Source organism: Georgenia sp. M64, from assembly GCF_038049925.1.
Classification (GTDB): Bacteria; Actinomycetota; Actinomycetes; order Actinomycetales; family Actinomycetaceae; genus Georgenia.
Window position 1 is genome coordinate 3,303,196 of sequence record NZ_CP145809.1, and the last position, 24,228, is coordinate 3,327,423.

Sequence of the window (24,228 nt, forward strand, 5' to 3'; positions counted from 1 at the left end):
AGACGGTCCGGGGTCGACCGTAACCGATTCGTTATCTGGAGGGAAGCCGTCGGGTGGACACCTGTTGATGTGATCTTCTCCACACACCTGCCGGACCAAGGTCCGTGGACATGCCCCGGACGGCCGGCGCCGGGTGTGCCACACGGCGCTGACCTGCAACGACACGAGGCTCCCACCGGCTCCGGAGCGGACGGTCGTCCGCGACGAGCACCCGCGAGCCTCACGGGCACCTGCGGCGGTTCCGAGCGGACGGTCGTCCGCGACGAGCACCCGCGAGCCTCACGGGCACCTGCGGCGGTTCGGCGCGGACCGTCCTCGATGAACGCCGCCGCCGTCCCGCCGATCTACCAGGTGCCGTACACGGCGTCGGTGTTGGCGGTGAGCACCCGGCAGGTCTCGCCGACCGCGAGCCCGAGCTGGTCCGCGATCGCCCGCACGGTGATCGGCATGACGTACGGGGCGTTGGGCCGCCCCCGGTACGGGGTGGGCGTGAGGTAGGGCGCGTCCGTCTCGACGAGCACGAGCGAGGGCGGCAGTGCCCGGAGGGCCTCGCGCAGCGAGTCGTTGGCCTTGTGCGTGACCGGGCCGGCGAAGGAGGCGTACCAGCCGTGCTCGGCGAGCACGGCTGCGAGCTCGGCGTCGCCGGAGAAGCAGTGGAAGACCGTGCGTTCGGGCGCACCGTCGGCGAGCAGCGTGGCCACGACGTCGGCGTGCGCGTCGCGGTCGTGGATCTGCAGCGGCTTGCCGAGCTCCTTGGCCAGGGCGATGTGGTCGCGGAAGGCGCGCAGCTGGTGGGCTCGCCCCTCCTCACCGGTGCGGAAGTGGTCCAGCCCGGACTCCCCCACCGCCACGACGCGCTCGTCCCGCGCCAGCTCTGCCACGCGGGCGAACGCCTCTGAGAACGACAGGGCGTGGTGCTCGCGGACCGCCGGGTCCAGGCCGTCCGGGGCGATCTCGCGCACCCCGGCGTGCAGCGGCGCCTCGTTGGGGTGGATGGCCAGCGCGGCGGCGATCTGCGGGTGGTCGTGGGCGAGACGGACCGAGCCGACGAGCGAGGGGACGTCGCACCCCACCGTGAGCACGCGCACCACGCCCGCCGTGGCCGCCCGCTCGAGCTGCTCGGCGGTGGTCAGCGGCGCCTCACCGGGCGGGAGGGCGACGTCGTCGTCGTCGACGGGCCTGCCGTCGTCGTCGAGGACGGGCAGGTGGGCGTGGTTGTCCACCACCGGGCCCGGCAGCGGCTCGGGCGGCTCCGGCCAGCCGCGGGACCCGCGCCCCATCAGCCCTGGTCGCGCAGGCGCGCGAGCTCGTCGTCGACGACGGAGTCGTCCAGCTTGGTGAACACCGGTACGGGCTTGGCCACCGGCGTCCCGGGGGTCACCGGACGCGGGCCCCACGCCGGCACGACGTCGCGGCCGTAGCTACCGGTGATGATCGGGTACGGGTCGCCGCCGTCGAGGTCCTCGACCTCCTCGATCCGCGGCATGGGCGCGACGTCGCCGGGCCCGCCGAGGACCCGGTCGACGGCGTTGGCCGCGTGCGGCAGGAACGGCGAGAGCATGACGTTGAGGTCGGAGACGGCCTGGGCGAGGGTGTGCAGGACGGTGGCGAGGCGCTGACGCTGCTCGGGGGCCTTGAGCTTGAAGGGCTCGGTGCGGGTGACGTAGGTGTTCGCCTCCCCCACCAGTCGCATCGCCTCGGCCAGCGCGGCACGCTGGCGGTGGGAGCCGATGGACTCACCGACCGTCGCGAAACCCGCCCGGACCGTCGCGAGCAGCTCGGCGTCGATCGGCTCGAGCTCCCCGGGCGCGGGGATCTCGCCGAAGCTCTTCGCGATCATCGCCGCGGTGCGGTTGACGAGGTTGCCCCAGCCGGCGACGAGCTCGCCGTTGGTGCGCCGGACGAACTCGGCCCAGGTGAAGTCGCTGTCCTGGTTCTCCGGGCCGGCCGCGGAGATGAAGTAGCGCAGCGCGTCGGGCTGGTAGCGCTCGAGGACGTCGCGGACGTAGATGACGACGCCGCGGGAGGAGGAGAACTGCTTGCCCTCCATGGTGAGGAACTCGCTGGAGACGACCTCGGTGGGCAGGTTGAGGGTGCCGTAGGAGCCCGGCGCCCCGCCGCGGTCGCCCTCGCCGTTCTGCGCGAGGAGCTCGGCGGGCCAGATCTGGGAGTGGAAGACGATGTTGTCCTTGCCCATGAAGTAGTAGGACAGCGCCTCGGGGTCGTTCCACCACCGTCGCCACAGGTCGGGGTCGCCCTGGCGGCGCGCCCACTCGATCGAGGCGGAGAGGTAGCCGATGACGGCGTCGAACCACACGTACAGCCGTTTGGTGGGCTGGTCCTCCCAGCCCGGGACGGGGATGCCCCAGTCGATGTCGCGGCTCATCGCGCGGGGGCGGATCTCCTCGAGCAGGTGCTGCGAGAACTTGATGACGTTGGGGCGCCAGGTGCCCGAGGCGGCACGGTCCTCGAGCCACTTTCCGAGCGCGCCGGCGAGCGCCGGCAGGTCGAGGAACCAGTGGTTGGTCTCGACGAACTCGGGGGTCTCACCGTTGATCTTGCTGCGCGGGTCGATGAGGTCGGTGGGGTCGAGCTGGTTCCCGCAGTTGTCGCACTGGTCCCCGCGCGCCTCGGGGTAGGCGCAGATGGGGCACGTGCCCTCGATGTAGCGGTCGGGCAGGGTGCGCCCGGTCGACGGGCTGATCGCGGCCTGGGTGGTCTTCTCGACCATGTAGCCGTTGTCGCGCACGGTGCGGAACATCTCCTGCACGACGGCGTAGTGGTTGCGCGTCGTCGTGCGGGTGAACAGGTCGTAGCTCAGGCCCAGCGCGACGAGGTCCTCGACGATGAGGCGGTTGTTGCGGTCGGCGAGCTCCTTGGCGCTGACCCCGGCGGCGTCGGCGGCGACGAGGATCGGCGTGCCGTGCTCGTCGGTGCCCGAGACCATGAGGACGTCGTGCCCGGCCATGCGCATGTAGCGGGAGAAGACGTCGGAGGGCACGCCGAAACCGGCGACGTGGCCGATGTGGCGAGGCCCGTTGGCGTACGGCCAGGCCACGGCGGAGAGGATGCGCGTCATGGCGACCAGCCTAGTTGCGGCGGGGCGGCCCACCCGCCGTGGCCCGTCCGCCCGTCAGAAGACCGGCTTGCCGCCGGTGACGCCCAGGACGGTCGCCGAGACGTAGCTCGCCTCCGAGGGTGAGGCGAGGAACACGAACGCCGGCGCGAGCTCCGCCGGCTGGCCGGCGCGGCCCAGCGGGGTGTCCCCGCCGAACGACTCCAGGTGCTCGCCCTCCTGCGTCGCGGGCTGCAGCGGCGTCCAGATCGGCCCCGGCGCCACGGCGTTCACCCGGATCCCGCGCTCGCCCACCTCGGCGGCGAGGTTGACCGTGAAGTTGTTGATCGCCGCCTTCGTGGACGCGTAGTCCAGCAGCGTCTGGGAGGGCTGGTAGGCCTGGATGGAGGACACGTTGATGATGCTGGCGCCCCTGCCCAGGTGCGGCAGGACGGCCCTGGTCAGCCAGAACATGGCGTAGAGGTTGGTCTTGAAGACCCGGTCCATGTCCTCGGTGCGGAGCTCCTCGAGACCGGTCGTGCGGGCCATCTGGAAGCCGGCGTTGTTGACGAGCACGTCGAGGCCGCCGAGCTCGGCGACGGCCCGCGCCGCGACGTCGGCGCACGTCTGCTCCTCGCGCAGGTCCCCGGGCAGGAGGACGGCGCGGCGCCCGGCCCGGCGGACCCACTCGGCCGTCTCGTCGGCGTCCTCCTGCTCCTCGGGCAGGTAGGAGATGGCGACGTCGGCACCCTCGCGGGCGAAGGCGATGGCGACGGCACGCCCGATGCCGGAGTCACCACCGGTGATGAGGGCTCGCAGTCCGGCCAGCCGGCCGTGGCCGACGTAGGTCTCCTCGCCGTGGTCCGGCCGCGGGTTCATCGCGCCGGTCAGGCCCGGCGGCTGCTGCTCCTGGGCGGGAAAGCCGCCCTGGTCGTTCGTCAGGGCTGCCGCCCGCTCGGCGACGACGGACGTCGTGGGGTCCTGCTTCGAGGTCTTCTCGTCCATCTGTTGAACGTATCCCCGTGGTCGCGGTTCCTCATCCGGAGAGACGTCGCGGACCGGTTCAGACCGGGCGGGCGCAGCACCTCCGCACCCGAACAGGCACGGTCACTCTCGTTCCTCGCAGAGCCACCGCTCCCGTTTCTGGGGCACTGTTCGTGCGTCTCGTCGCGCCCTCGCCGTCACGCCCGGGACAATGGGGTAGGTCGAGATCGAGGAGGCACCCCATGTCCAGCAGCACCCGCGCCCTGATCGTCGTCGACGTCCAGCCCACGTTCTGCGAGGGCGGCGCCCTGCCGAGCCCGGGCGCGAACGCCGTCGCCGAGCGTGTGGCGCGATACGTGGAGCAGCACGGCGGCGACTACGCCGCCGTCGTCACCACGCAGGACTGGCACGTCGACCCCGGCGCACACTTCTCGGACGAGCCCGACTTCGTCGACACCTGGCCGCCGCACGGTGTGGCCGGCACCGCCGAGGCGGAGCTCCACCCGGCCCTGGCCGGGCTGGACTTCGATGCGTCCGTCAAGAAGGGCATGTACGCCGCCGCCTACTCCGGCTTCGAGGGCGTCGACGACGAGGGCCGGTCACTGGAGGACGTCCTGCGCGGACGCGGCGTCACCGCCGTCGACGTCGTCGGCCTGGTGGAGTCGCACTGCGTCAAGGAGACGGCGCTGGACGCCCGGCGTCGGGGGCTGGAGGCACGGGTGTTCACCGATCTCACCGTGCCGGTCACGCCCGAGCTGGGGGCCCAGGCGCGCACGGTGATGGCCGCGGCCGGCGTGGAGCTCGCCGAGTCCGGCACCTGACGCGGCCCGGAGCCGCCACCCTCAGGTGGTGCGGCGCTCCAGGGCGGCCTGGTAGAGCTCGCGGCGCCCCAGGCCGGTCTCGGCGGCGACCGTGGCCGCGGCGTCCTTGAGCCTGGCTCCGCCGTCGGCGAGGGCGACGACGCGGTCGACGTGGTCCTCGACGCTGGCGGCGACCGGTGTCGCCCCCGCGACGACGAGGGTGATCTCCCCGCGGACCCGCTCGGCGGCCCAGTCCGCGAGCGCGGCGAGCCCGCCGCGCCGGACCTCCTCGTAGGTCTTGGTCAGCTCCCGGCAGACAGCGGCGGGCCGGTCGGGGCCGAAGGCGGCGGCCATGTCCGTCAGGGTGGCGGCGAGCCGGTGCGGGGACTCGAAGAAGACCATGGTGCGCGGCTCGGACGCGAGCGCCGTCAGCGCCCGCGCCCGGTCGCCGCCCTTGCGCGGGACGAACCCCTCGAAGCAGAAGCGGTCGGTCGCCAGCCCCGAGATCGCCAGGGCCGTGAGGACCGCCGACGGGCCGGGCAGCACACTGACGGGCACCCCGGCGTCGGTGGCCGTGCGGACGAGGCGGTACCCCGGGTCCGAGACGGACGGCATGCCCGCGTCGGAGACGACGAGGACGCGGCCGCCGTCACGGGCCACCGCGACGAGGTCGCCCGCACGCTCGCCCTCGTTGTGCTCGTGGAAGCTCAGCACGCGTCCGGTCACGCGGACGCCGATGCGTGCCGCGAGGGCGCGGAGACGGCGGGTGTCCTCGGCGGCGACGACGTCGGCCTCGGCCAGCGCCCGGCGCAGACGTGGCGGGGCGTCGCCGGCGTCGCCGATGGGGGTGGCGGCGAGGAGGATGACGCCGGGCGTCATGGGGCGCGCGCCGGGCTTGTCGGTGCCGTCCACGTCGGGCACGTGGTCGGCGGTGCGGTCCACGTCGGGCACGTCGTCGGCGTCGGGTACGGCGTCGGCCTCGGTGTCGGTGTCGGGTACGTCGTCGGCGTCGACCGCACCGTCCGCATCCGGTGCGCCGTCGTCCGTCTCCATATCGCGCTCGAGGCCGGGACCCAGGTGGTCGCCGGCTGCGTGCTCGACGGCTCCGTGCTCGACGGCTCCGTGCTCGACGACGTCCGGCCTCTCCTCGGTGCTCACCGGCCCAGTCTTCCCCACGGCACGCGGACCCGCGGCTCCGGCCCCCGCGCCGGGCGCACCGACCTAGACTCACCGCGTGACCGAGCCGGGGACCGACCACCGCGAGCCGCCGGGCGAGCCCGGCAGGTCCGAGGTCCGCCGGGTCCAGCTCAGGGACCGGCTCGCGAGGATGGCCGCGCCCGGCCCAGCCGGAGGGAACCACGCGCTCGCCACGTCACCGGACGCGCCCATCGATGCGGCGGACGACGCGGCGTCGGAGCCCGGCTCGGGGCCCGGCAGCGCCGGGTCGGCGGCGCCGCCGACCGAGGACGGGCTCCGAGTGCGCCTGGGGCTCCTCCCCCTCGCCGCCAGGCTCGATCCCGCGACGCTGCTGTGGGGGTGGGTGGGCCCGCTCGCCGTCGCCACGCTCGCCGCGGTCGTGCGCCTGGTGGGGCTGACGCACCCCGGGCGCCTCATCTTCGACGAGACCTACTACGTCAAGGAGGCCTTCTCCCTCCTCACGCTCGGCTACGAGGGCGACTGGCCCGCCGAGGACGCCAACACGCGCTTCCTCGCCGGCGACTACTCGGCGCTGTCCACCGAGGCCGACTACGTCGTCCACCCGGCGGTCGGGAAGTGGATGATCGCGCTCGGGATCCAGCTGTTCGGCGCCGACAACGGGGTGGGGTGGCGGTTCTCGGGCGCCGTCGTCGGTGCGCTCTCGGTGCTGCTCCTCGCCCGCATCGCGACGCGGATGTTCCGCTCGCCGCTGCTGGGCACCACCGCGGGTCTGCTCCTCGCCCTCGACGGCATCCACCTCACCCTGTCCCGCACCGCCCTGCTCGACGTGTTCCTCAGCTTCTGGGTGCTCGTCGGGCTGTGGTTCGTCCTGCGCGACCGCGAGTCCAGCCGCGCCGTCCTCGCCCGTCGCGTGGCCGCCGAGACCGCGTCGGGCCGCACCCTGAGCGCGTGGGGCCCTCGCGTGGGTCCGCGCTGGTGGCTCGTGGGCGCCGGCGTCGCCCTCGGCCTCGCGTGCGGGGTGAAGTGGTCGGGGATCTACGCCGTCGCGGTCCTCGGCGTGCTGGCCTTCGCCTGGGACGTCGCCGCCCGTCGCGCGGTGGGCACGCGGCTGTGGCTGGGGTCGGGGGTCTTCCGGGGCGGTCTGCCCGCGTTCGTCGCGCTCGTGCCGACGGCGGCCCTGACCTACGTCGCCGGCTGGTTCTCGTGGTTCGCCCAGCCCGACGCCTATCGCCGGCAGTGGGCGGCGGACCTGCGCGCCGCCGGCGACGTCGTCCCGCGCGGGTGGCTGCCCGACGTCGTCAACTCCTGGTGGGAGTACCACCTGGTGATGTGGCAGTTCCACAACAACCTCGACTCCGAGCACACGTACGAGGCGCACCCGGCGGGCTGGCTGCTCCAGCTGCGGCCGACGTCGATGTACTGGCCCGACCCGGCACCGCCGCCCGAGGCCTGCGGGGCCGCGCGGTGCGTCGAGGCGATCGTCGCCCTGGGCAACCCGGCGGTGTGGTGGGCCGGTGCAGCGGCGCTGCTCGTCGTCGTCTACCTCGCGGCCCGGCGGGACTGGCGGGCCTGGGCGGTCCTGGCCGGGTACGGCGCGATGTACGTGCCGTGGCTGTTCTACTCCCACCGCACGATCTTCACCTTCTACTCCGTCGCCTTCGTCCCCTACGTCGTCCTCGGCCTGGTCATGGCGCTCGGCTGGGTCATGGGAATCGTCCGCCCGCCCGGCGCGGCGCCCGCCCGGCCCGAGGACGACGACGCGGGCGTCGTCGCCACCGGCTCGCCCTCACCGCTCGCCTGGGTCGTTCTCGCGCTCGTCGTCGGGCTCACGGTGGCGCTCTTCGTCTTCTTCTGGCCGGTGTGGACCGGCCAGACCATCGCCTACGACGCCTGGCACCTGCGCATGTGGCTGCCCCGCTGGGTGTGAGGGCCCACAATGGGACGCCCACCCGAGCCAGCTCCCTGGAGGACCGTGTGACCCCGACCGTGCGCGGAGCACGCATCCTCATCACCGGCGCGAGCCGCGGCATGGGCCGCCTCTTCGCCGAGCGCGCCGCCGCCGAGGGGGCTGCCGCGCTCGCCCTGTGGGGCCGCGACGCGGACGCCCTCGCCGAGGTCGCGGCAAGCATCGCCCGGCCGGGTCTGCGCGTGCGCACCGACGTCGTCGACCTGGAGGACCTGGCCGGCCTCGACGCCGCGGCCGAGGCGGTGCTCGCGGACCTCGGCGGCCTCGACGTCCTCGTCAACAACGCCGGGGTCATCACGGGCAACCGCTACTACTGGGAGCTCGAGCCGGCTGCGGTGAGCCACACCCTGCGGGTCAATACCCTGGCCCCCATGCACCTCGTCTCCCGCCTGCTGCCCGCGATGCTGGCGGAGCCCGGCCGGGCCAAGCGCATCCTCAACGTGGCCTCGGCCGCGGGCATCGTGCCCAACCCGCGGATGTCGGTCTACGCGGCGTCCAAGGCGGCGATGCTGAGCTGGTCCGACACGCTGCGGCTCGAGCTCGAGCAGGCCGGTCACCGCCACGTCAGCGTGACGACGTTCAGCCCGTCGTATGTCGCCACCGGGATGTTCTCGGGCACCAGGCCCGTAGCGCTCACCCCGGTCCTGACGCCCGAACGGGCCGTGGACCGCGCCTGGCGCGGGATGCTCGCCGGCCGGGCGCACGTGGTCACCCCGGCCATGGTCCTCGTCGCGCGGGCCGCCCGGGGCGCGCTGCCGACGCGTGCCTGGGACCGGCTGGCACGGACCTTCGGGGTCCACCGGTCGATGGACGGGTTCGCCGGCCGCCACTGACCGCTCCGCGGGGGCACCACCGGGTCGACGTCCCGCGGCCGCCCCACGGGGTCAACCGGCGACACCCATCACCGCGTCAACCGGCTCCCCCACGAGGTCACCTGCCACCCACACGGGTCAGCCGGCTCCACCCACACGGGTCACCCAGACGGCGCCGGCCGCGGGCAGGCCGATCTCGGCGGGAGCGCCGCCGTCCACCCGGACGCTGACCGTGCCGGCGAACTCCCGGCGCTCGAGCACCTCGAGCTCGGTGTCGAGGGCGACCCCGAGGTCGGCGAAGTAGCGCAGCACCTGGGGGTCGTCGTCGGAGATCCGCGCCACCCGCACCAGTGAGCCGTCGGGCGCGCGGTCGAGCGGGGCGGCGGGCGGTGCGGGCACGGTGCCGTCCGCCGTCGGGATCGGGTCGCCGTGCGGGTCGCGCTCGGGATGACCGAGCCGGGCGTCGAGGGCGTCCACGAGGCGGTCGGAGACGGCGTGCTCGAGCACCTCGGCCTCGTCGTGCACCTCGTCCCAGGCGTAGCCGAGCTCGGCGACGAGGAAGGTCTCGAGGATCCGGTGCCGTCGCACCATCCCCAGGGCGGCGGTCCGGCCGGCCGCCGTCAGCTGGATCGAGCCGTACCGGGCATGGGTGAGCAGGCCCTGCGCGGTGAGCTTCTTGACCGCCTCGGAGACGGTGGAGGGCGAGTTGCCGAGCTTGCGGGCGAGCATGGTGGTGGTCACCGGGTCGTCGGACCACTCCTGGGCGGACCAGATGACCTTGAGGTAGTCCTCGGTGGCAGGCGTGAGCTCGGGCACGACGCCACGCTACGCGAACCGGACATCACCGGGCCCTCCCGCTCGGGTTCGCTCGACCGCGGCCTTGCCGCAGCGCACCGAGTGTGACGTTGTTGCGGCCCCGAGGCCTCCGGAACAACAACAACGTCCCACTCGGCGGGCTGGGCGCAACAGCACGCCGGGCGCGACAGCGGGCCGGGCGCGACAGCGGGCCGGGCGCGACGGCGGACCGGGCGCGCGACAGCGGGTCCCACCGCGCCTGCTCGTGGTTCACTAGGGTTTCGGCGAGCCGAACTTCAACCAGAGGGGTATGCGAAACATGGTGACCGACGTCCGAGCACGTCCCCGCCGGACGCTGCCTCTTCTCGGGCCCGCGTTCGTCGCGGCGGTGGCCTACGTCGACCCCGGGAACGTCGCGGCCAACATCACCGCCGGCGCCCGTTACGGCTTCCTCCTCGTGTGGGTGATCGTCGTCGCGAACGCCATGGCCGTCCTCGTCCAGTACCAGTCGGCGAAGCTGGGACTCGTCACGGGCCGGACCATGCCCGAGCTGCTCGGGGAGCGGCTGCGCCGCCCGGCTCGACTGGCCTTCTGGGGGCAGGCCGAGCTCGTCGCGGCCGCCACGGACCTCGCGGAGATCATCGGCGGCGCCATCGCCCTGTACCTGCTGTTCGGGACGCCGCTGCTCGTCGGCGGGGTGATCGTCGGCGCGGTCTCCATGCTGCTCCTGGCTGTCCAGACCTACTTCGGCCAGCGCCGCTACGAGTTCGTCATCATCGCTTTCCTCCTCGTCATCACCGCGGGCTTCCTCTCCGGTCTGATCGCCGACCCGCCGTCGGCCGCCGACGTCGCCGGCGGCCTGGTCCCCCGCTTCGCCGGCACCGACTCCGTCCTGCTCGCCGCCAGCATGCTCGGGGCCACGGTCATGCCCCACGCCATCTACGTGCACTCCGACCTCGTGCGCGAGCGCCACCTCGTCGAGGGCCCGCCCACCGAGACCGTCCACCTCCTGCGCGCCACCCGCGTGGACGTCCTCGCCGCCCTCGTCCTGGCCGGCGCGGTCAACCTCGCGATGCTCCTCCTGGCCGCGACCAGCCTGCGGGGGGTGCCCGGGACGGACAGCATCGAGGGCGCGCACGGCGCGATCGTCGCCGCGCTCGGGCCGGGGATCGGCCTGGTCTTCGCCATCGGGCTGCTCGCCTCGGGGCTCGCGTCGACGTCGGTGGGCAGCTACGCCGGGTCGACCATCATGGCCGGGCTGCTGCGGCGCCGGATCCCCATCGCCCTGCGCCGGGCGATCACGATGATCCCGGCCCTGGTCCTCCTCGGCCTCGACGTCGACCCGACCTGGGCGCTGGTCATCAGCCAGGTCGTCCTCAGCTTCGGCATCCCCTTCGCCCTCGTGCCGCTCCTGCGCCTGACCTCCGACCGGTCCCTCATGGGCGCCGCCGCGAACACCGCGCTCATGCGCTGGGCGATGACGGTCGTCGTCCTGCTCATCTCGGCGCTCAACGTCACGCTGGTCGTGCTCACCGTCAGGGGGTCGTGAGCGCGGGCGTCCGCGCACCGGGTGCCGCGTGGTCGCCGGCGGGCAGGAGCTCCTCCTCGGCCCGCTCGGCGGCGCCCGGGCGCGAGGCGAGGAGCGCCCACAGGATGCACGCGAGGTCGACCCCCTCCTGGGTCCACGCCCCGACGATCGCCGGGAGCAGCCCGACCGCGGCGACCACCATGAGCCCCACGGAGAGCGCCACGCCCAGGCCGATGGCCTGCCACGCCACTCGCATCGTGCGGCGCCCGATCTGGACCGCACGGACGGTGCGGGCGAGGTCGTCGAGCATGATGACGACGTCGGCGGACTCGCTCGCCGCCGTCGAGCCCCGCGCCCCCATGGCCACGCCGACGTCGGCGACGGCGAGCACCGGGGCGTCGTTGACCCCGTCGCCGACCATCATCACCGGCCGGTCGCGCAGCCCGCGGACCGCCTCGACCTTGTGCTCGGGGAGGAGCTCGGCGCGGACGTCGTCGATCCCGATCGCCGCGCCGATGTGCCGGGCGGTGGCCTCGGCGTCACCGGTGAGCATGACGGTGGTCCGGACGCCGGCGCGGTGCAGGGCGGCGAGGGTCGCCGGGGTCTCACCGCGCACCCGGTCGGCGAGCCAGACCGTTCCCGCGTACCGCCCGTCGACGCCGACGTGCACCGCGGTGCGGCCGGGCGCCAGAGTGCTCCCGGGCGCGGACCCGGGACCGGGCGCCGACCCAGCACCCAGCGCGGACCCGGAACCGGGCGCGGACCCGGGACCGATCGCGGACCCGTTCTCGGGCGCACGTGCCACAGGACGATCGGTGACCTCGGCCGCGACGAAGGCCTCCTTCCCGACGACGACCCGCCGGCCCGCCACCGTGGCCCGGACCCCGTGGGCGGTGGTCTCCTCGACCTCGGTCGCGTGGCGCAGAGGCAGCCCGCGCTCCCGGGCCGCGGCCACGACGGCGGCCGCCAACGGGTGGGTGGAGTACTGCTCGACGGCGGCGACGAGCCCGAGGAGCTCGTCCGGCCCGAGCCATGGCCCGGGGAGCACGGCGGCCACCTCGGGCCTGCCGTAGGTGAGGGTGCCGGTCTTGTCGAAGGCGGCCGTGCGTACCCGGGACAGCTGCTCGAGGGTGCCGCCGTTCTTGACGATGATGCCGCCCAGCGCCGCCCGGGACATGCCGGCCATGAACGCCACCGGCGCGGCGATGATGAGCGGGCAGGGGGTGGCGACGACGAGCACCTCGGCGAACCGCACCGGGTCCCCGGACACCGCCCACGCCGTCGCCGCGATGCCCAGGCTCACGAGGGTGAAGGGGACGGCGACCCGGTCGGCGAGGCGGACGAACGGCGCCTTCGAGCCCTGCGCCTGGCGGACCAGCTCGATGATGCGCTGGTACTGGGAGTCGGCAGCCGCGGCCGTGGCACGCATGCGCACCACCTCGCGCCCGTTGACCGAGCCGGAGAGGAGCGAGTCACCGCGACCATGCTCCACCGGCAGCGACTCGCCCGTGAGGGACGACTCGTCGAGGTACGCACCGGCGGAGGTGAGCACGCCGTCGACGGGGACGATCTCGCCGGGCTTGACGAGCAGCTCGTCACCGGCGTGGACGCGCGCGACGGGCACGTCGGCCACCGAGCCGTCGGCGGCGACGAGGTGGGCGATGACGGGTGCCCGCTCGAGGAGGGCGGACAGCTCACGCCGCGCGCGGCCGGCGGCGTAGTCCTCCAGCGCCTCGCCGCCCGCGAGCATGAGGCACACGACCAGGGCCGCCCAGTGCTCCCCCACCGCGACGGTCGCGCCGATCGCGGTGACCGCCAGCACGTCGACGCCGTACGTGCCGGCGCGCAGGTCGGCCACCATCGCGCGGGCCTGCCGCAGGGCGACGGCGACGGCGAAGACGGTGAGGAGCCAGCGGGCGAGGAGTGGCTGGCCACCGACCTCGAGCACCGCGCCGACGGCACCGACGGCGACCGTCGCGGCGACGAGCGGGTAGCCCCGGAAGAACCGCACGAGCGGGCCCATGCCCTCAGTGTCCGGCGGGGCGGGGCGGCGGTCCAGCAAGGAGAGGCTGCCCTTGGCTCCGGCACAGCAGGAAGGCGGGCCGTGAGCTCGCGCTCACGGCCCGCCCTGTGGGGGTGCTGAGCTGCCTCAGTCGTCGCTGTCGTCGGCGGACGGGGCCGAGGCTGCGGACCCGGTCGAGGCGGCGGACCTCGCTGACTTCGCGGACGCCGCGGACTGCATCGAGGCGGCTGACGGCATCGAGACTGCGGACCGCGCGGACGGCGCGGAGACCGTGCTCGGGGCGGAGGCGGGCGACGGCCCGCTCGGCGCGGAGTGCGGCGCGGTGGTGGCGGCCGTCGACGTTGTCGACGCGACGTCGGCCGTGGCGGCGGAGCCGACGGTTGCTGCCGAGCCGGACGTGGCGGCGGAGCCGGAGGTGACCGCCGAGCCGGTGGTCGTCGCCGATCCCGCGGTGAGGGAGGCAGGGTCGGTGGCGCGCTCGTCGGTCGCAGCGACGACGTCGACAGGCCCGGTGATGGGCGCCTTGCCGGGGAGCACGAGCTCCTGCTTGGTCACCGGCGCCGCGATGGACACCGGTGCGATGGCGTCGGAGTCGTCCGTGGCCGGGTTCGCGGCGGCGACTCCGAGCCCACCGACCACGCCGAGGGCTCCGAGAGTGCCGCCTGCGATCCAGAGCCGTCTCGTGTCCATGACCTTCTCCTGATGACGACCGCACCGGGCCGGCCCCCTGCGCCGGCCCGGTGCGGTCATTGGTGATGGGAACACTGTGGGGCACCCAGGTGAGAGCTGAAGGAACGCTTCATGAGGAAGTTCTCATCCGCCCCGAGCACGGGTGGCACGGCGCGGTCGTGGCGCGATCCTCAGGCGTACGGGTCGGCGATCCCGACGTAGACCGTCTCGAGGTACTCCTCGATGCCCTCGTGCGAGCCCTCCCGACCCAGACCGGACTGCTTGACGCCGCCGAAGGGCGCCGCGGGGTTGGAGATGACGCCGGAGTTGAGCCCGAGCATGCCCGTCTCGAGGACCTCGGCCATCCGGAGCCCGGTGTCCAGGCTCCTGGCGAAGACGAAGGAGATCAGGCCGAGCTCGGTGTCGTTGGCCATGGTCACCGCCTCCTCCTCGGTGGTGAAGGAGGTGATGGAGACGACCGGGCCGAAGATCTCCTCGCGGTGCAGCCGCGCCCGCGGACCGGCACCGGTGAGCACCGTGGGCGGGTAGAACCAGCCGGGCCCGTCGGGCACGGTGCCGCCGAGCAGCACACGGGCACCGTTGGCGACGGCGTCGTCGACGAGCTCGGCGACCTTGCTGCGCTGCTTCTCCTCGACCAGGGCACCGAGGGTGACGCCCTCCTGCACGCCGGGTCCGAGCCGGATCTCGCGCACCTTGGCCACGAGCTTCTCGGTGAACTCCTCGACGAGCGAGCTGTGCACGAGGAACCGGTTGGCGGCGGTGCAGGCCTCGCCACCGTTGCGGAACTTCGCCGCCATCGCGCCGGCGACCGCGGCGTCGACGTCGGCGTCCTCCAGCACGAGGAACGGGGCGTTGCCGCCGAGCTCCATCGAGGTGCGCAGCACCTGGTCGGCCGCAGCGGCGAGCAGGTGCCGCCCGACCTCCGTGGAGCCGGTGAACGACAGCTTCCGGGTGCGGGGGTCCGTGAGCAGCGGACCGGTCGTCCCCCCCGCCTGTGAGGTGGGGATGACGTTGACGACGCCGGCCGGCACACCCGCCTCCGCGAGGATGTCGGCGAGGAGGAGGGACGTCAGCGGGGTGAGCCGGGCCGGCTTGAGCACCACCGTGCAGCCGGCCGCGAGCGCGGGGCCGATCTTGCGGGTGCCCATCGCCAGCGGGAAGTTCCACGGGGTGATGAGGACCGACGGGCCCACGGGCCGCTTGGTCACCAGGACCCTGGAGCGACCGTCGGGGGCGATGGAGTACCGGCCCGGGGTGCGGACCGCCTCCTCGGCGAACCAGCGGAGGAACTCCGCCCCGTACGTCGCCTCCGCCCTGGCCTCGGCGAGGGGCTTGCCCATCTCGAGGGTCATGAGGAGCGCGAGGTCGTCGGCGCGGGCCGTGACCGTCTCGAACGCGCGCCGCAGGATCTCCGAGCGCTCGCGCGGGGCCGTGCGAGCCCAGGAGGCCTGGGCGCGGTGGGCGGCGTCGAGCGCGGCCAGGGCGTCGTCGGCGGTGGCGTCCGCGACCGTGGTGAGCACCTCGCCCGTCGCCGGGTCCTCGACGGCGAAGCGCCGTCCGCTGCTCGCGTCCCGCCAGGCGCCGTCGATGTACAGGCCGGTGTTCAGGGACCCGAGCAGCGTCTCCGTGCGCCGGGTGATCTCCTGGGCGGTCGTCGTCGTCATCGTGGGCTCCTCTCGTCCCCCTCGAGGCTAGCCGCGGGCGTCCGTGCGAGCAGGGCGAGCGGCGGCAGGGCGGGGAAGGGCGAGGGGCGGCGGGGCGGGAACGACGAGGGCGGGGCGGCCGGTGAGGGGACGATCAGGGCGAGAGACGGGCGCAGGCGGCGTCACCGCGGCAGGTCGACGCCGTTCCGCGCTACGGTGACGGCGGCGGCCGTCCGGAACGCCCGACATGTCCCGCCCGCCGCCGCACCGCCGCGGCACGACCCAGGAGAGGCGATGTCGCGCGCGAACCGTCCGCTCGGCCCGGCGATCCTGCTGGCCGGGATCGTGCTCGTCGCCGTCAACATGCGCCCGGTCATCACCGCCGTCGGACCGGTGCTCCCCCAGGTCGGCGACGACGTCGGCCTCGGCGCCGCCGCGCTCGGGACGCTCGGCGCCGTGCCCGTCCTCGCGTTCGCCGTCGTCTCCCCGTTGGTGCACCCGCTCCTGAGGCGCTTCGGCCTGGAGCGCACCGTGCTCGTGGCGCTGCTCGTGCTGGGTCTGGGCACCGTGCTGCGCTCCCTGCCCGGTCCGGCCGCCAACCTGTGGGTGGGGACGGCGGTCATCGGGGCCACGGTCGCCGTGGGGAACGTCGCCCTCCCCGTCGCGGTGAAACGGGACTTTCCGCTCCAGGTGCCGCGTACGACCGGGACCTACGTGGCCACCCAGACGGTGTTCGCGGCCCTGGCCTCCGGGCTGGCGGTCCCGCTCGCCGGTCTGGGCACGTGGCGGCTGTCGTTGGGGATCTGGGTGGTGGCGATCGCCGCTGCGGTGGCGCTCTGGCTGCCCCGGCTCCGCCATGGCACGTCCGGCGCCAGGACCGATGGCGTTCGGGCGGACGGCCGTGCGCCCGACGACGCCGCACGCGGGCCGGCGGACGGTGCCGCGCGGCGCGACGCGCCCGGAGCCGCTCGGCGCGACGGGCCCGGGGCCTCGCGGGGCGGGGTGCGCGCGGGCGCCACGCGAGGCGAGGTGCCCGGCGGCATCGGGTCGGACGTCCAGCGGCACCGTTCCGTGTGGCGGGCACCGCTGGCCTGGCAGGTCGCGGCCTACATGGGCCTGCAGTCGACGCCGTTCTACGTCCTCATCACGTGGCTGCCGAGCATCGAGCAGGACCTGGGGATCGGCGCCGCCGAGGCGGGGTGGCACCTGTTCGGCTACCTGGCCGCAGCCATCGTGGCGAACCTCCTCGCGCCGTCGCTCATGCGCATCGGCAAGGACCAGCGCTTCGCCGCCGTCGCCGTCGCCGCCCTCATGGTGGTCGCCACGCTCGGCGTGACGCTGTGGCCCGGCGGCATCGTGCTCTGGGTGGTCGTCATGGGTCTGAGCAGCGGGGCGGCGCTCGTCGTCACCCTGTCGCTGGTGGGCCTGCGCTCCTACGACCACCGCACCGCGAGCCAGCTTTCCGCGATGTCGCAGTCGCTCGGCTACGCGCTCGCCGGTTCGGCCCTCGTCCTGGCGGGGCTCCTGCGCGACGCGACCGGTCCCGGCCCCCTGCTCCTGGTGTGCCTCGCCGGGGTCGCCCTCGCCCAGCTCGCGCTCGGCGTGCTCGTGGGCCGGCACCAGGTGCTCCTCAGCGGCGCCTGACCGGCGTCCGTGCCGGGCGCGCGCGGCGCCTCAGGGCCCCGCGAAGAACGACACCGGGCCCGCCACGACGAGGCCGACCTCCTCCTCCGACGGCAGCGGCCCCTGGGTGCGGCACAGCACCGGCACGCTCATGCCGTCCGCACCGGCGACGGACAGCCGCACCGACGCATCGTGGCCGTAGAAGGTCGTCCCGAGCACCTTGGCGGTGACTCCCCCGCGGCCCGAGCGCACGATGTGCACCTGCTCGGGCCGCACCGCGACCAGCCCGTGACCGTCGCTGACCTGGTCGCCGCGCAGCAGCGGCAGCCGGCCGAGCGCGGTCGTCGCGACCCCGCCCGCGACGTCGGCGGGGAGGATGACGGCCTCACCGACGAACGTGGCGACGTCGAGGTCGGCCGGGGCGCGGTAGAGCTGCTCGGGCGCCGCGGCCTGGACCACCTGGCCCGCACGGACGACGGCGACGACGTCGGCGATGCTCAGCGCCTCCTCCTGGTCGTGGGTGACCAGGACGCCGGTGGCGCCGGAGCTGTGCAGCGCGTCGCGCACGTCCTCGCGCACCGACGCGCGCAGCCCGGCGTCGAGCGCGGAGAAGGGCTCGTCGAGGAGGACGACGTCGGGGTCCGGGGCGAGGGCGCGGGCGAGCGCCACCCGCTGCTGCTGCCCGCCGGAGAGCTCGGCGGGCATGCGGGAGCCGAGGTCCGCCAGACCCACGAGCGCGAGGAGCTCACGCACCCGTTCCCGCCGGCGCGCGCCCTCACGGCGCGGCATGCCGAACGCGACGTTGGCCGCGACCGACAGGTGCGGGAAGAGCGCGCCCTCCTGGGGGACGACGGCGACCCGGCGGCGCTCGGGCGGCAGGCCCTGACGCCCGGTGGCGACGACACGGTTGCCGATGCGGACCTGACCGGCGTCGGCGTCCTCGAACCCGGCGATGACGCGCAGGAGGGTGGTCTTGCCGCACCCGGAGGGGCCCAGGACCGCGGCGAGCGCCCCGGAGGGGACGTCGAGGTCGAGCCCGCGCAGGACCTCGGTGCTCCCGAAGGACTTGCGCAGCCCCGTGATCTGGAGTCGCTTCACGTCTCCCCTCCCGTCTCCTCCACCACCCGCGTGGCGGCGTCGTCCGACACCAGTGAAGCCTGTACGCGCGACAGAACAAAGGTGGGCACCGCCGCGAGCAGGACCAGCGCGACGGCGTAGGGGGCCGCGGCCGCGTAGGCGCCGACCCCCGTCTCGGTCCACAGCCGGGTGGCGAGGGTGTCCATGCCCGTGGGCCGCAGCAGCAGCGTGGCGGGCAGCTCCTTCATCACCGTGAGCATCACCAGCGCGAACCCGGCGGCGATGCCGGGCCCGGCGAGCGGCAGGGTGACGTCGCGCAGGACCCCCAGCGGGCTGCGGCCGAGCGAGCGGGCGATCTCGCCCATGCTGCGCGGGCTCTGGGCGACGGCGGCGCGCACCGACCCGATCGCCGCCGGCATGAACAGCACCGTGTAGGCCAGCACGAGCAGCGGCGTGCGCTGGTAGATCGGCTGGGCGTAACGGGCGCCGAAGAAGACGAGCGCGAGCGCGACGACGATCCCCGGCAGGGCGTGGCCGGCGTAGGTGGCGTGCTCGATGAACCGGCCGCCGCCGCGGGGGAACCGGGCGGCGATGATGCCCACCGGCACGGCGAGCGCCGTCGCGGCGAGCGCGCCGAGCAGGGCCACCCACAGCGTGGACACGCCCGCGGGGAGGAGCCGCTCCCACTCCACGCCGGCGGAGCTGCCGCGGCTGACCCAGTAGCCGAGCACCGCCGCGGGGTAGCCCAGCGCGACGGCGGCGACCCCGCCGGTGACGAGCAGGGCGAGGGGCTTGCCCCGCCCGAGCCGGACCGTGCGCAGGGCGCGCGCGCTGCCGCCGCCCACCCGGGCGTGCTCGGCCCGGCCCCGGCTGCGGGACTCAGCGACGGTGATCGCCACGGTCACCGCCACCAGGACGAGGGACAGCACAGCCGCCGGGGTGCGGTCGAAGGAGGCCTGGTAGGAGGTGTGGATGACGCGGGTGAAGACGTCGTAGCGCAGGAGGGACGGGGTGCCGAAGTCGCTGAGCGAGTACAGCGCCACCAGCAGCGCCCCGGCGGCGACGGCGGGGCGCACCTGCCGCGCGGTGACGGTGAGGTGGGTCTGCCACGGGCCACGTCCGAGGGAGCGGGAGACCTCCTCCAGCGCCGGGTCGACCCGGCGCAGGGCCGCCGCGACGGGGAGGAACACGTACGGGTAGGTGCTCATGGTCAGCACCAGCCAGGTGCCCAGGAAGCCCGAGACCTCCGGGACCACCGAGACCCAGGCGTACGCGGCGACGAAGCTCGGCACCGCCAGCGGCAGGGCCGCGACCACGCTCCACGCGCCGCGACCGGGGAGGTCGGTCCGGGTGGTCAGCCAGGCGAGGGCGACGCCGACGACGACGGCGGCCGCCGTCACCGCCCCCGCCAGGCCGAGGCTGCGCAGCACCAGCCAGAGCGTCCGGTCCCGCCACAGGGTGTCCCAGATCGCGGGCCCGCCCGCCTCCGCCGTCCGCAGGAGCAGGTAGCCGATCGGGAGCAGCGCGACCGCGGCGGCCACCGCGGCAGGGACGAGGAGCACCGCCGGCGCGCGACGGCCGGCGGTGCTCCTCGTGCGGCGCGGTGGCGCCGGCGCTGCGGTCATGCTCAGGTCAGCCCGACCTCGTCCAGCAGCGCCAGGGTCTCCTCGAGGGAGTCCAGCTCGTTGAGGTCGATGTTCAGGCCCTCCCCGAGCGGGGCGAGGTCGTGCTCGGTGGAGCTGACGCCCTCGACCACCGGGTACTCGGCGGTCTCGTCGGCGAAGTACTGCTGCGCCTCCTCCGACAGGAGGTACTCGACGGCCGCGAAGGCCGCGTCCTCGGCGTCGGAGCCGTTCAGCACACCGACGCCCGCGACGTTGACGAGCGCGCCCGGGTCGTCGCTGTCGAGGAACCGGATCTCGGCCTCGACGGCGTCGGCGCCCTCCTCGGCGATGCGCTCGTACCAGTAGTAGTGGTTGATCAGGCCCACGGAGACCTGGCCGCCGTTGACGGCGTCGAGGACCGCGTTGTTGTTCTCGTACGCCTGGGGCTCGAGAGCGGCGAAGTCCTCGAGCCACTGACGGGCGCCGTCCTCGCCGCGGTCGACGCGCAGGGCGGTGACGAAGCTGTGGAACGAGGCGTTCGTCGGCGCGTAGCCGATCGTGCCGCGGTAGGCCTCGTCGAGGATCTCGTCGATACCCGTCATGTCCGCGACCTCGGGAGCCTGCTCCGGGTCATAGGCGAGAACACGCGCCCGGGCGGAGGTGGCGACCCAACGCCCGTCGGCGTCGCGGTAGCCCTCCTCGACCAGGTCCAGGACGTCCTCGGGCAGCTCGGTGAGCATGTCGGCACCCGCCAGGGCGCCCAGCGCACCGGCGTCCTGGGAGAAGAAGAGGTCGGCCTGGGTGCCGTCGCCCTCCTCCAGGAGCTGGGCGGCGAGCTCGCTGGAGCCGGCGTAGCGGACCTCCACCTCGGTGCCGACGGCGGTCTCGAGGTCCTCGAGGATCGGGCCGACGAGGTTCTCGTTGCGGCCGGAGTAGATCGTCAGGGTCGTGTCGTCGGAGCCGGCGGCGGTGGCGTCGCCGGTGGCCTCCTCGGCCGGCTCGTCGGCGCTGCAGGCGGCCAGGCTCGCGACGGTGGCGAGGGCAACGGCGACCGTGGCGGCGCGGCGGATCGTGAGGGACATGGGTTCTCCCGGTCGTGGGGGCGGACGGCCCTGGGGCGTCCGCGTCGTCGGACGGAGCGTAATTAGGTAAGGCTCCCCTTAGCAAATTCCGTGAGGGGGACGACACCCCACCGTCCGCCGCGCGGCCGGGGTGCGACACGGGCCCCCCGGGTGCGACACGGGCCGGGGTGCGACGCGGACCCGAGTGCGACGCGGCCCGCGCACCGCACGGACCGCGTACCGCGTACCGCACGGACCGGGTACGACAAAGGCCGGAACCGCGTGGGTCCGGCCTGTCGCGGATGTCATGGGACATCACATCGGTGGAGCTAGGGGGATTCGAACCCCCGACCTTCTCGGTTGGGGTCGCCCCCTTCGCACCGCCTGTGAGGACGTTCTAGTTACCCTGCCGAGGGCCGCGGCTGGGCACCAAGATCGTTGGAGTTCCAATGATCTTCGTAGGTCACCGTCATCTTCCCACCCCGCCGTCACAGTAGGCAACGGCAGGCACTAGTTGGCCGGCGACGCGTTCGGCAAGGCGTACGGCGGGGAGCATGGCGTACGCATGGCGTACGCGAGTTTCGAACCGCCGCGGCCATCCATTAGCGTCACCCACGCTGAACCCGAGGTCGACCTGACCGCCATCGAGTCTGCGGCGGTACGCCGAGATGGCAGATTCTTGCGCGCTGGCGTAGCGCATCTGGGACTCGAGGGGATAAGTGATCACATGGAGAAGGTTCAGCCGAGCCCCCGGCGCCAGAGCTCTCGCGAGGTGGACGGACGTCAACGACGCCGGCAAGAAGTCGACGGCGACGAGCACCGAGTCGTACGCAGCGGCCGCGGCATCCTTGACGACCAGGACCCGGGCACGGCGCCGTGGCGGAGAACCTGCGAGCTGGTCGAGCCGTAAAACCACCGCTCGAGCAGGCCGCTGCTCCGGGCGCCGACGAGCGGCAGGCCTACGTCCTGCTCCTCAGCGGTCGCTACGAGCGAGGGTCCGGGCGCACCCGTCCGGACGAGGGTGTGGGCGGATTTAAACCGTGGAAACAGACCGAACCGCGGCGTCGAGCCTCTTGCCTGCCGCGTCGAGCACTCGGCGGCGGATCTCGTCCGGGTCCTCGCCCAGGAGCGAGCGGAGGGACGTCGCCAGGTCGGGTCCGATAGCGTGCTGCACCGAGAGCCGTGCGCCAGGTGGTCCCGCGCACCTGCGCCGCGCGCCGGAGCACCGCGATGCTCGCACCCGCCTCGGGGTCCACCCCCGCAAAGATGGGAGGATGCTCGTTTCAGCCACGCTGCTCAGTCCCCTTTCTCACCTTGCGGTTCTGAGCAAAGCTCGTTCCGCCTCGCTCAAGGCCTCCTCGCTTCCCACCAGTACCACGACGTCCCCTTCCTCGATGCGGTGACCGGACACCGGCGCTACCACCACCCGATGCGGTCCCCGCTTCAGCGCGGAGACCGCCACGTCCACGCCCTCGAGCGACTCAATGGGTCGGCCGACCATGACGCCGTCGACGGGTACGACCACGGTCCTGACGGCTCGGCTCGCGCCGACAGGGGCGCCCGTGGGCTCCGAGCCATGGAAGAACTCTCGCATCAGGGTGTACTGACCGGAGCGCTGCTGACGCACGTGGCTCTCCACCCGGGCGGCGGGCACGTCGAGGAGGAGCAGGACGTGCGACGCGATGGCCAGGCCGGCTTCGAGGGTCTCCGGGACCACCTCCGCGGCCCCGGCCGCCCGCAGCTCCGCGGTGTGCGCCTCGTCCCGGGTCCGCACGACGACGGGCAGTTCGGGCCGGGTGCGCTGGACGTGACCGAGTAGCACCAGGGCCGAGGGGATGTCATCGTGGGCGATGACCACGAGGCTCGCCCGATTCAAGCCCACGGCCTCGATCAGGGAAGGGTCGCCGGCGTCGCCGTAGTAGACGGGCTCGCCGACGTGCCGTGCCGCTCGCACGCGGTCTGCGTCGAGGTCGACGGCGACGTATGGGAGGGCCTCCTGCTCGAGGAGGTGCGCCACGCCCTGACCGATGCGTCCGTAGCCACAGATGACGACGTGGCCTTGAAGGTCGGTGGGCAGCAGCTGTGTAGTCCCGTCTGCTTCCGCCGCGGCAGTGCTCCGGCGGCTTACGGCGTTGCCGATGGCCCGGTTCTTCCGGATGAGGAATGTGCCAACGATCATCGACAGCAGGACAGAGGCGAGCCCGATTTGACCGAGCTGCTCGCCGATGACGCCGCCCGTGAGGGCGATCGAGAGCAGCGCGAGGCCGAACTCCCCGCCGACAGCGAGGAGGAGCCCGGTCCGTGCCGCGACCGCTCGCTCCTGGCCCGATGCGGCGACGAGGATCGTGACGAGGAGTGCCTTCGTGACCACGAGGACGACGGCGCCGAGCAACGCCCAGGCCCAGATGTCAGGCAGCGCGGAGGGCTGGAACTGCATGCCGATCGCGACGAAGAACAGCCCGAGCAGGACGTCGCGGAACGGGCGGATCGTCGTCTCTGCGGCGTGTCGGAACTCAGTCTCACCGAGGGTCATCCCGGCAAGGAAAGCCCCGAACGCGAGCGAGAGGCCGAGGCTGTTGGTCGTCATGGCGGCGACGAGGACGACGAAGAGCACCGTCAGCGTGAAGGTCTCCGTAGAGCCACGCCGAGCGACCACCCGGAACAGAGGGTGCAGGAGCCGTCGACCGAGGACGAACACCAAGGCGATCGCCAACGCCGCCTTCGCGGTCGCCAGGATGAGCTCGGGGCCGAGCGTGCTCACCCCGGAGGCCGCCGCGAGTGCGGGGATGACGACGACGAAAGGCACCGCGGTGACGTCCTGAAAGACCGACATGGCCAGGCCCAGGCGTCCGGAACGCGTGTTCTCCTCCCCCTGCTCGGCCAACTGCTTGCCGATGATCGTGGTGGAGGACTGGGCGAAGACCGCGCCGATGACGAAGGCAGCCGCGACGGGAAGCCCGATCAGCCACGCTCCGAGAGTGACCAACGCCGTCGTCAAGACGACCTGACCGGTGCCCAGCACCGGGAGGAGCCGGCGCATGCTCCGCAGTTCCGGCAACGAGTACGACAGCCCGATGGTGAACAGGAGAAAGACGATTCCGAATTCGGCCACGGTGTCGATGTAGGCCGCATCCACGACGGGCCCGATGGTCCCGGGACCGAGGATCACACCGACGAGCAGGTAGCCCACGGTGGAGGGAACATTGAACCGCTGGAGAGCGACGACCACAGCCACGGCTAGCCCTAGAAGCAACACAATCTGGGGAAGGGCTTCCATTCCCTCATCGTCGCACGGGAGGGTCAGCCCGATATGCGGGTCCAGGTGATGCAGGCTGAGCTGAGCCTGGATCCACCGATGGGATGGGCCGGGAGAGTGGGCGCGGGAACGCGAGAATGCCCTTCTGACCTG

At 73.6% G+C, this 24,228-nt stretch carries 17 protein-coding genes; 5 read left to right on the top strand and 12 right to left on the bottom strand.

The genetic code is table 11. The annotated features are described in order from the left end of the window. Positions 1-344: 344 nt before the first annotated feature. From AAEM63_RS14735 to AAEM63_RS14745, 3 genes are read right to left on the bottom strand one after another with little or no spacing between them, the layout of a single operon-like run. A complete protein-coding gene (locus AAEM63_RS14735; protein WP_341358997.1) occupies positions 345-1,280 on the bottom strand; it encodes a TatD family hydrolase in 936 nt (311 codons plus the stop codon). Continuing rightward, positions 1,280-3,079, bottom strand: coding sequence for a methionine--tRNA ligase (gene metG / locus AAEM63_RS14740; protein ID WP_341358998.1), 1,800 nt, complete (start codon positions 3,077-3,079; stop codon positions 1,280-1,282). Before metG ends, AAEM63_RS14735 begins: the two co-directional genes overlap by 1 nt. Positions 3,080-3,133: 54 nt before the next feature. Further along, complete coding sequence (locus AAEM63_RS14745; RefSeq protein ID WP_341358999.1) at positions 3,134-4,060, bottom strand: SDR family oxidoreductase; 927 nt, start codon at positions 4,058-4,060, stop codon at positions 3,134-3,136. Between the two features lie 221 nt (positions 4,061-4,281). Between AAEM63_RS14745 and AAEM63_RS14750 the strand changes: the two genes are divergently transcribed. Continuing rightward, positions 4,282-4,860, top strand: a complete 579-nt coding sequence (locus tag AAEM63_RS14750; RefSeq protein ID WP_341359000.1) for an isochorismatase family protein — start codon at positions 4,282-4,284, stop codon at positions 4,858-4,860. Between the two features lie 21 nt (positions 4,861-4,881). On the opposite strand, the gene rsmI is transcribed toward AAEM63_RS14750, so the two are convergent. Next, entirely contained in the window at positions 4,882-5,718 is an 837-nt protein-coding gene (rsmI, locus tag AAEM63_RS14755; protein ID WP_341361385.1) for a 16S rRNA (cytidine(1402)-2'-O)-methyltransferase, read from the bottom strand. 355 nt (positions 5,719-6,073) lie between these two features. Here rsmI and AAEM63_RS14760 point away from each other — a divergent pair, with 355 nt between their 5' ends. Next, positions 6,074-7,924, top strand: a complete 1,851-nt coding sequence (locus AAEM63_RS14760; protein WP_341359001.1) for a phospholipid carrier-dependent glycosyltransferase — start codon at positions 6,074-6,076, stop codon at positions 7,922-7,924. A gap of 47 nt (positions 7,925-7,971) precedes the next feature. Further along, on the top strand, positions 7,972-8,796 hold the full coding sequence (locus AAEM63_RS14765) for an SDR family NAD(P)-dependent oxidoreductase (RefSeq protein ID WP_341359002.1): 825 nt from the start codon (positions 7,972-7,974) through the stop codon (positions 8,794-8,796). Between the two features lie 117 nt (positions 8,797-8,913). On the opposite strand, the gene AAEM63_RS14770 is transcribed toward AAEM63_RS14765, so the two are convergent. After that, the gene (locus AAEM63_RS14770) at positions 8,914-9,591 is read right to left on the bottom strand and encodes a metal-dependent transcriptional regulator (RefSeq protein ID WP_341359003.1); all 678 of its coding nucleotides are present in this window, start codon (positions 9,589-9,591) and stop codon (positions 8,914-8,916) included. A gap of 289 nt (positions 9,592-9,880) precedes the next feature. Between AAEM63_RS14770 and AAEM63_RS14775 the strand changes: the two genes are divergently transcribed. Continuing rightward, positions 9,881-11,119: an Nramp family divalent metal transporter gene (locus AAEM63_RS14775; RefSeq protein ID WP_341359004.1), complete on the top strand. Its 1,239-nt coding sequence runs from the start codon at positions 9,881-9,883 to the stop codon at positions 11,117-11,119. Here the strand turns inward: AAEM63_RS14775 and AAEM63_RS14780 are convergent. From AAEM63_RS14780 to AAEM63_RS14790, 3 genes are all read right to left on the bottom strand, one after another. Continuing rightward, on the bottom strand, positions 11,106-13,121 hold the full coding sequence (locus tag AAEM63_RS14780) for a heavy metal translocating P-type ATPase (protein ID WP_341359005.1): 2,016 nt from the start codon (positions 13,119-13,121) through the stop codon (positions 11,106-11,108). The two genes, AAEM63_RS14775 and AAEM63_RS14780, sit on opposite strands and share 14 nt — an antisense overlap. A gap of 126 nt (positions 13,122-13,247) precedes the next feature. After that, complete coding sequence (locus tag AAEM63_RS14785) at positions 13,248-13,811, bottom strand: hypothetical protein (RefSeq protein WP_341359006.1); 564 nt, start codon at positions 13,809-13,811, stop codon at positions 13,248-13,250. 170 nt (positions 13,812-13,981) lie between these two features. Next, the gene (locus AAEM63_RS14790; RefSeq protein WP_341359007.1) at positions 13,982-15,475 is read right to left on the bottom strand and encodes an NAD-dependent succinate-semialdehyde dehydrogenase; all 1,494 of its coding nucleotides are present in this window, start codon (positions 15,473-15,475) and stop codon (positions 13,982-13,984) included. Positions 15,476-15,748: 273 nt separating this feature from the next. On the opposite strand from AAEM63_RS14790, the gene AAEM63_RS14795 reads away from it, so the two are divergent. Further along, positions 15,749-17,098 (top strand): MFS transporter, encoded by a 1,350-nt coding sequence (locus AAEM63_RS14795; RefSeq protein ID WP_341359008.1) that lies wholly within the window; start codon positions 15,749-15,751, stop codon positions 17,096-17,098. 30 nt (positions 17,099-17,128) lie between these two features. Here AAEM63_RS14795 and AAEM63_RS14800 read toward each other — a convergent pair whose 3' ends face one another. The 4 genes from AAEM63_RS14800 to AAEM63_RS14815 form a co-directional block, all read right to left on the bottom strand. Beyond that, positions 17,129-18,175, bottom strand: coding sequence for an ABC transporter ATP-binding protein (locus AAEM63_RS14800; RefSeq protein ID WP_341359009.1), 1,047 nt, complete (start codon positions 18,173-18,175; stop codon positions 17,129-17,131). Next, positions 18,172-19,779 (bottom strand): iron ABC transporter permease, encoded by a 1,608-nt coding sequence (locus AAEM63_RS14805; protein ID WP_341359010.1) that lies wholly within the window; start codon positions 19,777-19,779, stop codon positions 18,172-18,174. Before AAEM63_RS14805 ends, AAEM63_RS14800 begins: the two co-directional genes overlap by 4 nt. A gap of 2 nt (positions 19,780-19,781) precedes the next feature. Next, positions 19,782-20,840, bottom strand: a complete 1,059-nt coding sequence (locus AAEM63_RS14810) for an extracellular solute-binding protein (protein WP_341359011.1) — start codon at positions 20,838-20,840, stop codon at positions 19,782-19,784. Between the two features lie 1,288 nt (positions 20,841-22,128). Further along, entirely contained in the window at positions 22,129-24,096 is a 1,968-nt protein-coding gene (locus AAEM63_RS14815) for a cation:proton antiporter (protein WP_341359012.1), read from the bottom strand. Positions 24,097-24,228 lie beyond the last annotated feature (132 nt).